We start from the raw sequence: 12,209 nt of genomic DNA, 5'->3' as shown, positions 1-12,209 counted from the left end.
CGGCTAGTGTCGAGTCATGGACATAGCTTCGATCAAGCCCGGTCTGCTGACGACACGCGATGAGATGAAGATCTTGTTCGGCGGGGGGAACCAGGCTGGCATCATCAGCTCCGCCACCACCCCAAATATCCTTATTTACGTCGATCACAGCAGTGGCAAGAAGTATGGGTATGAGGATGGCTGGCTAGACGAAGAGGATGCACTCGGACCCGTTTTTGAGTACACAGGCCACGGCAAAGTCGGAGATCAAACATTTTTAGGGGTAAATGGGTCTGGAAACAAGGCAGTCCTCTACCATGCCGACGACCCTGGCAAATCCCTGCGGGTCTTCATGGCCACAGGCAAGGTTCCCGGTGGAGGCTCGTCCGCCAAACAGCAGCGGTACGTTGGTGAGTTTGCCCTCGATAGAAAGCAGCCGTACACCGTACGCGAGGCCCTGGATGAGCGTGGTGCGAAGCGTTGCATCATCGTATTCCGTCTGCGGCCCAGCGGGGATTACGAGCGGCTGCCCCAGGACGTCATATCACGCGCGGAAAATACCGAAGCGCGGCCAGTTCTAGCACGCGTAGCAGCCACCCGACTGGACGAGCCGAAGCTGACGCAGCCGAAACGAAAGAAAGTATCAGAAAGTCGTCGTGCCGCACAACCAAGCCTCATTGCCGATCTCCGGCAAGCGGCTCTCCGCGAGGATTACCTGAACGAGCTAACAGAGCAAGGGCATGACGTATTCGCTTTCCAGATAAAGATCGCGGAAACTTCAAAGATCCTCAAGACGGATCTTTACGATGCCAGCATGCGCGAACTATACGCAATACGAGGCGACAGTAGCCGCGAGGAAGTCCGAGTTGCGGTGGGCCAACTCAAAGACCTTGTGCGCCACGTGATACCAGCCAAGCCTAAATTGGTTACCTTGCTGCCAAACAAGCCGCAGGACGACTTGATAAATCTGCTTCACGCTGAAGGTATAGATCTAATCTATCAAGATGGCACCCAATACACGAGATACCCGAGCAATTCGCACCCGACATCTTCGGAGTAGTCCATGGCCTCCTCGGCAGAACACGACTTTCTCTCTAGCGCCGCCCTCCAGATAATGGAGAGTGCGTCCAAATCGACCCTCTTTGGCTACACCGAGGGGCAGCGAAAGTTATTCGACTTTTCGTGCGACCTAAAGCGTGACTGGTCAAAGGTGGTTGTTGGGCAGACTCTCTGGAAGCATGGCGGAGACGGCATAGAGAAAGACCTGAGAACGTTCATCAATGAAAATGACATAGACGTTGCCGTATATATTGCACGCCACGAGAGCAGGCACCGCGCTCGCTTAGCTGAAGTAACCCAGTCCCACCTGACCACTCCCATGCGAAACCGCCTCTCACGTCTGCGGGTATTTTGGGTACCGAGTGACTTTAAAGCGTCCGATCCGGCAGCTTGCCAGGCGATATACGATTTTTTACGAGAAGAGATATCGAGGGATCTGCTTTTGCATGTAGTTCTGGGCGGCCTCAACTCCCAAGACATCACACGCCTTGCTGCATCAACACGACCCGGCCTCCCCCTTGCCATTCTGTCACACGTGAAGAAAAGCGGATATCGCAACATATCTCATACCGCCAAGATGCTGGGCGTAAATACAGCTTCCATCCGAAGCGAAGTCGATCGACTCTTCATCCTTGGATTCCTGAGCAGTGGAAGTTTGCAGGGTGGTGAATTTGAGGTGACCGACAGTGGACAAGCGGTGCTCGATATTTGCGCACGCCTACGTGACTACCTCCACGGCAACCTTGGCAACGAAAACGTTAACGAAGATTTTCAGCACATATGCGGGTTGCTGGGAATTCACTACCCTTCAATACCCAATAGCGCTCAACTCCTTATAGGTGAAGGAAGGGTCGACCTCCAAGACCCGACGGCTCTTTTGTTGCAACATGTCGCCCAAGCAGACGCAGACGGCTGGGTCGAGTGGCCAGCTCCTTACTTCAAGCTGCCCTCACCGTCCGAAATAGCGGGCTCTTAGCTCTTGAGGGCGATGCCCCTCGTTCACCGGCAAAGGGTGCTCTACGCTCTAGAACCATGATCCGCGCAGTCGTCTTCGACGTAGGTGAGTGCCTGGTGGACGAGACCAGGGAGTACGGGACCTGGGCCGACTGGCTCGGAGTGCCGCGTCACACCTTCCACGCCATGTTCGGCGCCGTGATCGCGCAAGGGCGGGACTATCGGGAGGTGTTCCAGGAGTTCCGGACCGGGTTCGACCTCTACGAGGAGCGGGAGAAGCGGGCCGCTGCCGGGCAGCCGGAGTCCTTCGGGGAGGAAGATCTCTACGCGGACGTCAGGCCTGCACTTGCTGCTCTCCGGGAGAACGGGCTCTGGCTCGGGATCGCCGGGAACCAGACCGTCCGGGCAGGTCGGATCCTGCGGGAGCTGTTCTCCCACGACGTCGATCTGATCGGTACGTCGGACGACTGGGGGGCCAGTAAGCCCGACCCGGAGTTCTTCAAGCGGGTCGCCGAGGCCGTGCCGTTCGACGTCGACGAGATCCTGTACGTCGGGGACCGCTGCGACAACGACATCCGTCCCGCCCGGCAGGCCGGCATGCACACCGCTCTCGTGCGGCGCGGGCCTTGGGCCACCATTCAGTGGAATGATCCCGATGTCAGGGAACTTCCGACCTTCCGGGTCGAGGGACTGCTCGAGCTTCAGGAACTGATCACGCAGTTCAACGGCCAAGTGCACTGAGGGTCGTCGACCAGTCGTACAAGCGGTCGTCGAGGTCCCGTACGCAGCGCTCGGCCTGGTGAGGCGTGAGTGCTCGGCGTACCTCTCGTACCCGGTCCATGCCGGTCGCGTACCAGGTGACCGCCAGCTGGTCGAGGGCCTTGCCCGCGTACTCGCAGGCCTGCTCCGGGTTTCCGGAAGCCGCCTCGACGGCTGCCAGGTCGCCGTAGACCACCGAACGTTGCTTGTCCTCGGCCGGTGTCATCGCGGTCAGGGCATGCAGCAGGCTTTGGCGGGCTTGCGGGAGGTGGCCCGCGATCATCTGGGTGTTGCCTTTGAAGGCCGCCAACCGGGCCGGGGAGAACCAGTCCAGCCACTCCGGCGAAGGGTGTTCGTTACCCGCCGCCAGGACGTCCTCTGCGTGGCCGAGGAGGTGCAGCGCGGTACGGCTGTTGCCCGACCTCGTCTCGCACTCGGCCTCCACCGCGTCCAGCCAGGCCAGGAACTCGGCGGAGGCGGGAGCCCTTCGGGCGTAGGTGCGCGCGGCCGTCATACGTTCAAGCGCGCCGTCGCGATCCGCGGCCCATCCCGGGACGAACGCCATGTGCGCGATGATTGCCGAGCCGAGCAACGCGTTGTCCGCCTCCCCTGCTGCCTGCAGAGCCAACAGGAAGGTGTCATTGGCCGTGGTCGGCTCGCGGAGATCGAAGAACTCGATACGACCTGCCAGGAGATACGTCTCCGCCACCGCGGCCGCGACCTCACGACGTGTCGAGTCCGCCGTCTCCGGCAACAGGGCGCATCCCAGCGTCGCGTGTGCGGCGACGGCCGGGTGCAGCTCGGCCGGTGCGACCGACCAGTAGAGCCGGCGGTGGGCTCGGGTCACCGCCATGAAATCGGCACCGGCCGTGGTGGGTTGAGGTGCCACGGCGACTTTGCGGGGCAGCGATGCCCGGCCGCCGGTGGCCAGGGGACGCCGCGCGTGTTCTGGGTGCTGCGGCCCGTCCGTGCCCCAAGGGGGCGTGAACCCCAACGCCTCCATGTTCTGTCCGAGCAGGTGCACAAGTACACGATGGCAGTCCGGTTGCGGCCAGGGCGGGTTGTCCGACTCCCAGCGGCGGACCTGTCGTACACCGATCGACAGCCCTCGGACGCCCATCTCCTTGGCGTGCTGGGTGAGTGCGTCGGCCAAATCCTGCTGGGAGTTGAAACCCGCGGCTACGCGGGCGGCTTTGAGTCGGACGTTGCCGGTGGGCCTGGGCATGGGAGTACCTCCTGCTACGGCTTTTCCAACTCTCCCACACAGAGTCCCGTTTCAGGCATGACCTACCCCTCAAGGAGTCGAAGAGGCCCCTTTGGGGTCCCTTTAGCGACCTCTTCAAGTCCTCGAATCTGACGCCTGGTTACCGGAGGCTTTGTGTTGTCCCCAGGACAGGAGGCAGGTTGTGGACACGCAAGAGGCCCTGGACAGAGCGATCTCCGAATGGCTTGCACGAGCCCATCCGACGCCTGCGCAGGCCTGGCACGAGTGGGCGGTTCAGGGCGTCGCCCTGTTACCGCTCGGCGACCGGTTCGCAGCGGTGCGGATGGCGTCGGACGAGGTGCACGCAGCCGTGGAATCGAGCGACCCGGACCAGGTCGCCGTCTGCCTCGGCCTCCTCCTCGGGGGCTCGATCATCTACGACCGCCGCGTGGCGGGCGGCACGTACTACGCCTTGATCCAGGGGCACGCCGGTCTGGTCTGGGCGTACGACGACATCGCCACGTGTCTGGGGCACGGCACCTATCTCGGTGTACCACGGCTCGACCGGCAGCAGTCCCCAGGCACCTACTGGCTGGTTCCGCCGCGCTACGAGGGCGATCTCTGCACCCCGCGCGCGATCACGGCCCTGGTCAAGAGGGGACGGTCGCGACTGGCCGCCTGCTCGGAAGCCTGATCCTCCGCCGCGAAGAACCTCGAAAGGAATGGTGAGCAATCACATGACGACTACGGCCGTTCAGGCTCCTTGGGCCATGCGGTTGGTGACCGATCGGCTGCCGGTCGGGGCTCCGGCGTACGTGTCCGTGGTGCTGGATGCCGCCTCGCAGACCGCCGTGTACACGGACGCCGCCGGGCAGGTGGTCGAGATGGGGAAGCACGGGACGTCGAAGACGACGGGTACGGCCTCGGTCTCCGGTGGTGGGGACGGGCAGAAGCCCCAACCGCAGACGCAGGACGACAACACGACCGACTACGAGTCGGACTGAGCGGTGGAGTCGGTTGTTCTGGTGCTCACCGCGTTGGAGGACGTCACCGCGGACCGGGTCATCGAGGCTCTGAACGAGCGTGGCGCGGCCGTCGTGCGCGTTGATCCGGGGGATGTCGGGCCGGACCTTGTCTTCGGGTTCCGGCTCGGGTCGGGAGGCGGCTCGACGTGGGGTGGGCGGTTGCGTACCGCGAGCCGGGAGGTGGATGTGGAGGCCGTGACGGCCGTCTACTTTCGGCGTCCGACCCCGTTCGCCGCGCGGTTTCGGCAGTTGCCGCGCCAGTCCCGGGAGTTCGCCGTCGCCGAGGCACGTCATGGACTAGGGGGTGTGCTTCACGGTCTGCGGGGCGCGTTGTACGTCAATCATCCGTCCGCCGTGGCCCGCGCCGACTTCAAGCCCGCCCAGCTCCAGAGGTTCGCCGCTCTCGGGCTCCGCGTTCCGGCGACGCTGATCACCAATGACGTCGCGGAGGCTCGGAAGTTCACCGCCGAGCACGAGCGCGTCGTCTACAAGTCGTTCCGTGGGCTGCCGGAGGGCGAGGACGGACGTGCCGGGGCGATCTGGGCCCAGCGCATCGAACCCGGTGCGCTTGACGACTCGGTGGCGGTGACCGCGCATCTGTTCCAGGCTGAGATTCCGAAGAGCGGGGATGTACGGGTCACTGTGGTCGGGCGTCGGGTCTTCGCCCAGCGGATCACCTCGCCGGACGGTGCGCTGGACTGGCGCCGGGGTGACTGGGACCGTCTCGTCCACGATCCCGTCGTCGTGCCCGAGCCCATTCGCGCCGCTCTGCACGGCTACTTGGCCTCGTTCGGGCTGGTCTTCGGCTGCTTCGACTTCGCGCTCACCGGTGACGGGACGGCTCCGGAGGACTGGTGGGCGATCGAGTGCAATCCGAACGGGCAGTGGGGCTGGCTTCCGGACGCCCCGGCCATCGCCGGCGCGTTCGCCGAGATCCTGAGCAGAGAGGAAATCGAAGACCTTGACGACACCAAACGACCCTCAGAGCAACGCCGTTCTACTTCGGCGAAAGCTGGCGAAGGAACTCGCGCGGGACGGGTCGGTGGATGATCCGCGTTGGCTGGCGGCTGTGGACGAGGTGCCTCGACATCGGTTCGTGCCGGGGTTCTACCTGGCCGCCGGCGAGACCGACGAGAACGGACTGGTGGTATGGGAACCCGTCACCGCCGAACTCGACCACGACAGGTGGCTGGCCGCCGCGTACTCCGATGCCACGCTGATCACCCAGTTCGACGACCGGGAACCGGACTGGAACGCGCCCGCGGTACGGCACGGTGGAGCGCCCACCTCCTCCTCGACCCTGCCGTCGCTCGTCCTGAGGATGTGGGCCGACGCCGAGGTGAATGAAGGGCACACGGTGTTGGAGATCGGCACCGGCAGCGGCTACTCCACCGCGCTGGCCTGCGAGCGCCTCGGATCCGCCGACGTCACGAGCATCGACGTCGATCCCGACCGGCTGGCGGTGGCGGCCGGCGCCCTGTACGGCTGCGGCTACACGCCGACCCTGGCTGTGGCGGACGGGCGGTACGGCTACTGGCCCGAGGCTCGCTTCGATCGGATCGTGGCCGCCTGTTCCTTCCGTTCCGTTCCGGAGGCGCTCGTCGCGCAGACCCGGCCGGGCGGGAAGATCCTGCTCACGCTGTCCGGCTGGTTGTACGGCTATGCGCGCGTCCTCCTCACGGTCGGCGAGGACGGCACGGCGGAGGGGCCGTTGCTGCCGGGCACCGTCTCCTTCATGTCGGTCCGGGCGCAGGCCGCTCCGGTCTTCGGGAATCCCGCCCACTGGGCGGCGGGGCTGCCGGAGAAGGCCAGGGCGGCGCGGTACGGGCCGGAGCGGATCACGACTGCCAGTCCGGAGGCGTTCCATCTGCGCTTCCTCGTCCAGTGCGCGGTGCCTCATGCTCAGATGACCTCCGTGGGCAAGGTCGTGCACGTGGTCGACGTCGTCCAGGGCTCTGCCGCGTCGCTCACGCCGTACGACGGTGGGTGGGAGGTGCGGGAGGCCGGGCCTGTGCGGTTGTGGGAGCGCGTTGAGGAGGTCGTCGACGTCTTCGACTCTGCCGGGTGTCCTGGGCCGGATACGTTCAGGCTGCGGGTGTGCGGGAGGGAGCAGAGGCTGGTCCACGCGCAGGTGTCCGGTCTTGAGTTGCCGGGGGCTTGAACTGCTTCTGGGGTGGGACCGGTGTCGAGGTCACCTGCCGGACCGTCGGCTGCAAGGTGCCCCGGCCGCCCGCTTCTTCGGCAGTGTCGTGCCTCCGTGAGCCGAGTAAAGGGCGCTCCCGCTCCGCTGCGCTCCGCGTCCGCGTCGGCTGGCGCCGATCGGCCTTCGGCCGACCCTTGACTCGGCTCACTCCGGCACGGGGAAGAAGCGGGCGGGCGGCCGGGAAGGGTGGGGTGGGGCCTGCGTCGGAGGGCCCTTGGGTGGGTCGCAGGGAGCCGTCGGCCGGGGGGCTTCAGGTCAGGGGCGACGGGGTCAAGGCGACGGGCTGGTGCCCTGGATGACCTGCCCTCCGGAAGCCGGAGTGCCTGACATGAGGTGCTGGACGCCTTTGCCTCGGAGGGTCACGAAGGCGGTGAGGCCTGTGTCGAGGTGTGCCACTCGATGCCCGTAGACGAGGGCCTCGGTCATGGTCAGGTCGAGTGCTTGTGCTGAACCGCTGAGGCGGTTGAAGCGGGCGCCGCGACGGACCGGGCCCCTCAGGCAGCGCACATTGACCGTTGCCTGTTCGAGGGACGCGACGATGACCCGCTCGATCTGCAGTTCCACGCCGCCATGACAGCTGTCGGGGGTCGGCATCTCGTTCACGCGGCTGCTTCCTTTCGCCGACCAGCGCTGCGGGCGCGGGCCCCATCGGTGACCGTCACCGGGTTGTTCAGGGACGCTACGCCTTTCGCTTGCCTTCCTGGAACCGATCCCAGAGTGCGCCCGGCGGTGGCCGTCGTTGTGTGTGGTTCTCCTCGGCTCGTTCAAGTGCCTTTTGAAGTGGTGAAGTTGACTCGGCTTCACGCAGAGGGGGATCATCCGCTTCCAGGCGTCGGCGGGCAGCGCCCCGCGTAGGGCGCGGAGCTGTGCGCGTACCGGGGCGGTCGGTGAACCGATGGCCCGTCGTATGCATCCTCCATTCCGCCATCTGATCCTCCGAGGTTCGGGGACTTTTTCATGAGCACAAGCAATTCCAGACGTGGGGACGACGTGTCGAGACGTCGCCGTCCGGCTCTGTTGACCGCCGTCGCCGCGCTCGCTGTCGCGGGTGGGGCGGCCGTGCCGGCGCTGGCGGACGGCGGGGCCGCGGACAGCGCGACCACGCTGCAGCAGGACTTCGCGGCCGCTGCCGACGCGTATCACGTGCCGCGTCAGGTGCTGCTGGCGGTGGCGTACCAGGAGTCGGCGTGGGACACGCACGCCGGGCAGCACAGCACCGACGGCGGGTTCGGGCCGATGCATCTCACGGACGTGACTCCGGCGATGATGGCCGGTGGCGACGCGGGGGCGGCGGGGCGCAGCAACCTGAAGCAGATGGCCGCCGGTCCGGCCCTGCACACCGTTGAGGCCGCCGCGAAGCTGACCGGTCTGTCGGCGGAGGAGTTGCGCAGCGATCCGGCGGCGAACATCCGCGGGGGTGCGGCGCTGCTCGCCTCTTATCAGAAGGCCGTGGCCGGTTCCGTGTCCGCGGATCCCGGTGACTGGTACGGGGCCGTGGCCCGTTACAGCCAGGCCAGCGAGCGGCAGGGGGCCGCTGTCTTCGCCGGTCGCGTGTTCGCCACCATCAAGAAGGGTGCCGGGCGGACCACGGCCGACGGTGAGCGCGTGCGCCTGGCGGCCGACAGCGATGTCGTCGCGGACAGCGGGCAGTTGAACGCCCTGGACCTGAAGTCGGCCGCGACCACCGACACCGAGTGCCCGGCCACGGTCGCGTGCACCTTCGTTCCGGCGGCCGCGTCCAACGGCCAGGTCTCCAACCGGCCCGCCAACGGCATCCGGATCGACAGCATCGTCATACACGACACGGAGACGTCGTACGACGCGGCCGTCAACCTCTTCACGCAGCCGGGCGGGTCCGCCGCGCACTACGTCATGCGGTCCTCGGACGGCGCGGTGACGCAGATGGTGCCGACGAAGGACCTCGCCTTCCACGCGGGCAACTACTCGACCAACATGCACTCGATCGGCATCGAGCACGAGGGCTACGCCGCGCACGGTGCCACCTGGTACACCGAGGCGGAGTACGAGGCCACGGCCGACCTGGTGAAGTACCTGGCCGAGCGGTTCGACATACCTCTGGACCGGCAGCACATCATCGGCCACGACAACGTCGCCGGGCCGAAGTCCTCCCTCGTCTCCGGCATGCACTGGGACCCGGGCCCGTCCTGGGACTGGAACCACCTCATGAGCCTGCTCGGGGTGCACACCGGGCGGCACGGCGTCGGGCCCGTCGGCTCGGTGGTGACCATCGCCCCGCGGTTCGACGACAACCTGCAGACCGTGCAGATCTGCCCCTCCGACGACCCGACCGGTGCCACCACCGCGTGCACCGAGACGCAGCAGCCGTCGGACTTCGTCTACCTGCGGACCGAACCGAGCGAGACCGCTCCCCTCTTCGGGGACCAGGCGCTGCACCCGGGTGCGGCCGGTACCGACCGGATCAACGACTGGGGCAGCACGGCTGCGGCCGGGCAGCAGTTCGTCGTGGCCGACAGGGACGGCGACTGGACCGCGATCTGGTACAGCGGCTCGAAGGTGTGGTTCTACAACCCGCACGGCTGCAACACCGCGCCCGCCCACGGGGTGAAGGTGATCTCGGCGGCCGGCGACTCGGCGGTGGCGGTGTACGGCTCCAGCTACCCGGACGCCTCCGAGTACCCCGCGGGTCTGTCGCCCTCCACGCAGGCCCCGTTGAGCATGTACACCGTCCCGGCCGGTCAGGCGTACGTGGCCACCACGGCGCCGTCGCTCACGGACGACTTCTTCCCGTCCAGCGGCACGGTCGTCACCGGCGCCAAGGCGATGTACACCATCCAGTACAACCACCGGGTCGCCCTGGTGTACGCCTCGGACGTCACGGCGACGGACGGCTGACGGCACCCGTCGGACGCGGACCGGCGCACGCACGCGCATGTGGTGCCCGGGAGGTTACGGTCTCCCGGGCACCTTTCGTTTGCGTCAGCGGTCGTCGCGTGCGGCGAGCCGCCTGGTGATCTCGGTCTTGACGGTCTCGTGCAGGTCCTCCGACGTGAAGCCGAGGTTGCGGAGGATCCGGGCGGCCGGGCTCTCCGCGACGCGGATCAGGCCCAGCAGGGTGTGTTCGGTGCCGACCCAGTCGTGGCCGAGGTCGGACGAGGCGCGGCGGGCCTGGTCGATGACCTCCTTGCTCTGCGCGTGGAACGGGATGTGACCTCGGGGCGCCTTCCTCCCGGCCGGCGGGAGGGCTTCGCGGACGGCGTCGCGGACGGGCTGCTCGGACTCGGTTTTCGCGAGCAGCAGCTCGTACCCGAGGCCGCGCGGTTCGCCGAGCAGGCCGAGCAGGAGGTGTTCGGTGCCGATGGAGTCGTGCTTGTGCGTCCGGGCGGCCTCCTGGGCCAGCACGATGCCGTGCCGGTTCAGGTCGGTGAACCGCTCGAACGGGGCGGGTGCGTGGCGCTGTTGCGCGGCCTGCTTGGACACACCGATGGCGTCGCCGATCTCGGTCCACGACGCGCCGGTCTGCTTGGCCTTGCTGACGTAGTGGTCGATGAGCTGGTCACCGAGGTCGGACAGGGTCTGGGCGCGCAGTCGGGCCTCGCTGATGCGGGCCAGTTCGCCGGCTTCGGGGAGTTCCTCGTCGAGTCGGGCGATCAGGTCGGCAAGACTGATGTCGAGTGGGCTCATGCGTCAACTTTAAATTGACGATCCCTCGCCGTCAATCTGTAATTGACGATTTCGGCCGACATCCTCTGCGCCTCCAACTCGCCTGCGGTATGCGGCCGATGAGCCCCGGCGCGGGGGCCGGGTCCGGACGGCCCAGTGCCAGGATGAGGGCATGACGACCATCCACGGGGAAGTGGCCGACGGGTTCGAAGGTGTGCGGGACGCGTTCCGCGCCAACTTTGAGGAGCGGGGGGATGTCGGGGCCGCCGTCTGCGTGTACCGGGACGGGCGGCCCGTGGTGGATCTGTGGGGCGGGGTGGCGGATCCGGGGACCGGGCGGGAGTGGGAGCGGGACACCTTGCAGCTGGTGTACTCCGCGACCAAGGGGGCCACCGCCACCGTGGCCCATCTGCTGGCCCAGCGCGGGGAGTTGGACCTCGATGCTCCGGTGACCCGCTACTGGCCGGAGTTCGGGGCGGCGGGGAAGGCGGAGATCCCGGTGCGGTGGCTGCTGTCGCACCGGGCCGGGGTGGTCACGGTCCGGCCGCCCGTGCCGTTGGCGGATGCGCTGCGCTGGCAGCCGATGGCCGACGCGCTCGCCGTGCAGCGGCCGGAGTGGGAGCCGGGGACCGCGCACGGGTACCACGGGCGGACCTTCGGATGGCTGGTCGGGGAGGTCGTACGGCGGGTATCCGGACGCACCCCGGGGCGGTTCTTCGCCGAGGAGGTCGCCGGGCCGCTGGACCTGGACTTCTTCATCGGGCTGCCGGCGGCCGAGCGCGGGCGGGTCAGCCGGATGGTGTACCCGAAGCCGGAGGTCGATCTGAGCACCGTACCGCTGGACCTGGTGCCGCCGGAGGCGCGGGAGTTCGTCGCGGCGCTGCAGGATCCGGAGTCGTTGAGCAACCGGGCGTTCGCCGTCACCGACCCCGCCGAGATCGACTTCAACTCGGCCGAGGTGCAGGCCGCGGAGCTGCCCGCCTCCAACGGGATCGGCACCGCGCGCGGCCTCGCGCGGATGTACGCGGCGCTGATCGGGGAGGTGGACGGGGTACGGCTGTTCAGCCCGGAGACGCTCGCGTCGGCGACCGCGGAGCAGGCCGGCGGGGTGGACAGGGTCATCATGTTCCCGGTCCGGTTCGCCTCCGGGTACATGCTGCCCGTCGAGACCAACCCGCTCACCGGTCCCCGTGCCTTCGGGCATCCCGGGCGCGGCGGCTCGCTGGGCTTCGCCGACCCCGAGCACGGCATCGCCTTCGGGTACGTCATGAACAGCATCGTCGAGGGTGCGGAGGACGTGCGGGCGTCCGCGCTCGTCGAGGCGGTGCGGGCCGCGCTGTGACCGGGTGAGTGCGGCGGAGGGGGAGCGAGCGCGGCGGGTGGA

12 protein-coding genes are annotated in these 12,209 nt (G+C 67.1%); 9 read left to right on the top strand and 3 right to left on the bottom strand.

Translation table 11 applies throughout. The features are described 5' to 3' along the window. Positions 1 to 16: 16 nt before the first annotated feature. From ACFY6U_RS28435 to ACFY6U_RS28425, 3 genes are read left to right on the top strand one after another with little or no spacing between them, the layout of a single operon-like run. Positions 17 to 1,039, top strand: coding sequence for a hypothetical protein (locus ACFY6U_RS28435; RefSeq protein ID WP_390042699.1), 1,023 nt, complete (start codon positions 17 to 19; stop codon positions 1,037 to 1,039). Between the two features lie 3 nt (positions 1,040 to 1,042). After that, entirely contained in the window at positions 1,043 to 2,014 is a 972-nt protein-coding gene (locus ACFY6U_RS28430; RefSeq protein WP_390042697.1) for a hypothetical protein, read from the top strand. A gap of 56 nt (positions 2,015 to 2,070) precedes the next feature. Continuing rightward, positions 2,071 to 2,733, top strand: coding sequence for an HAD family hydrolase (locus ACFY6U_RS28425; protein ID WP_390042695.1), 663 nt, complete (start codon positions 2,071 to 2,073; stop codon positions 2,731 to 2,733). Here the strand turns inward: ACFY6U_RS28425 and ACFY6U_RS28420 are convergent. Beyond that, positions 2,714 to 3,976: a transcriptional regulator gene (locus ACFY6U_RS28420; protein WP_390042694.1), complete on the bottom strand. Its 1,263-nt coding sequence runs from the start codon at positions 3,974 to 3,976 to the stop codon at positions 2,714 to 2,716. The two genes, ACFY6U_RS28425 and ACFY6U_RS28420, sit on opposite strands and share 20 nt — an antisense overlap. Before the next feature lie 181 nt (positions 3,977 to 4,157). On the opposite strand from ACFY6U_RS28420, the gene ACFY6U_RS28415 reads away from it, so the two are divergent. The 4 genes from ACFY6U_RS28415 (at position 4,158) to tgmC (ending at position 7,141) form a co-directional block, all read left to right on the top strand. Beyond that, positions 4,158 to 4,649, top strand: a complete 492-nt coding sequence (locus tag ACFY6U_RS28415) for a hypothetical protein (protein ID WP_390042692.1) — start codon at positions 4,158 to 4,160, stop codon at positions 4,647 to 4,649. Between the two features lie 76 nt (positions 4,650 to 4,725). Next, positions 4,726 to 4,959, top strand: coding sequence for a putative ATP-grasp-modified RiPP (locus ACFY6U_RS28410; RefSeq protein WP_390042975.1), 234 nt, complete (start codon positions 4,726 to 4,728; stop codon positions 4,957 to 4,959). Between the two features lie 3 nt (positions 4,960 to 4,962). Next, positions 4,963 to 6,030, top strand: coding sequence for an ATP-grasp ribosomal peptide maturase (gene tgmB / locus ACFY6U_RS28405; protein ID WP_390042691.1), 1,068 nt, complete (start codon positions 4,963 to 4,965; stop codon positions 6,028 to 6,030). Then, positions 5,942 to 7,141, top strand: coding sequence for an ATP-grasp peptide maturase system methyltransferase (gene tgmC, locus ACFY6U_RS28400; protein ID WP_390042689.1), 1,200 nt, complete (start codon positions 5,942 to 5,944; stop codon positions 7,139 to 7,141). The genes tgmB and tgmC overlap by 89 nt, the downstream gene beginning before the upstream one ends. Positions 7,142 to 7,453: 312 nt before the next feature. Here tgmC and ACFY6U_RS28395 read toward each other — a convergent pair whose 3' ends face one another. Further along, a complete protein-coding gene (locus ACFY6U_RS28395) occupies positions 7,454 to 7,786 on the bottom strand; it encodes a hypothetical protein (RefSeq protein ID WP_390042687.1) in 333 nt (110 codons plus the stop codon). A 354-nt stretch (positions 7,787 to 8,140) separates the two neighbouring features. Here ACFY6U_RS28395 and ACFY6U_RS28390 point away from each other — a divergent pair, with 354 nt between their 5' ends. Then, positions 8,141 to 10,057 carry an N-acetylmuramoyl-L-alanine amidase gene (locus ACFY6U_RS28390; protein WP_390042685.1) on the top strand — a complete coding sequence of 639 codons (1,917 nt, stop codon included), beginning with the start codon at positions 8,141 to 8,143 and terminating at the stop codon, positions 10,055 to 10,057. A gap of 84 nt (positions 10,058 to 10,141) precedes the next feature. Here the strand turns inward: ACFY6U_RS28390 and ACFY6U_RS28385 are convergent, their stop codons facing one another. Further along, complete coding sequence (locus ACFY6U_RS28385) at positions 10,142 to 10,846, bottom strand: Clp protease N-terminal domain-containing protein (protein WP_390042683.1); 705 nt, start codon at positions 10,844 to 10,846, stop codon at positions 10,142 to 10,144. A gap of 151 nt (positions 10,847 to 10,997) precedes the next feature. Here ACFY6U_RS28385 and ACFY6U_RS28380 point away from each other — a divergent pair, with 151 nt between their 5' ends. Further along, complete coding sequence (locus ACFY6U_RS28380; protein WP_390042681.1) at positions 10,998 to 12,167, top strand: serine hydrolase domain-containing protein; 1,170 nt, start codon at positions 10,998 to 11,000, stop codon at positions 12,165 to 12,167. Positions 12,168 to 12,209 lie beyond the last annotated feature (42 nt).

It is taken from the genome of Streptomyces sp. NPDC013157 (assembly GCF_042899865.1).
Classification (GTDB): Bacteria; Actinomycetota; Actinomycetes; order Streptomycetales; family Streptomycetaceae; genus Streptomyces.
The sequence above is the reverse complement of the archived record's forward strand: the minus strand, read 5'-3'. Positions and strand labels throughout refer to the sequence as shown.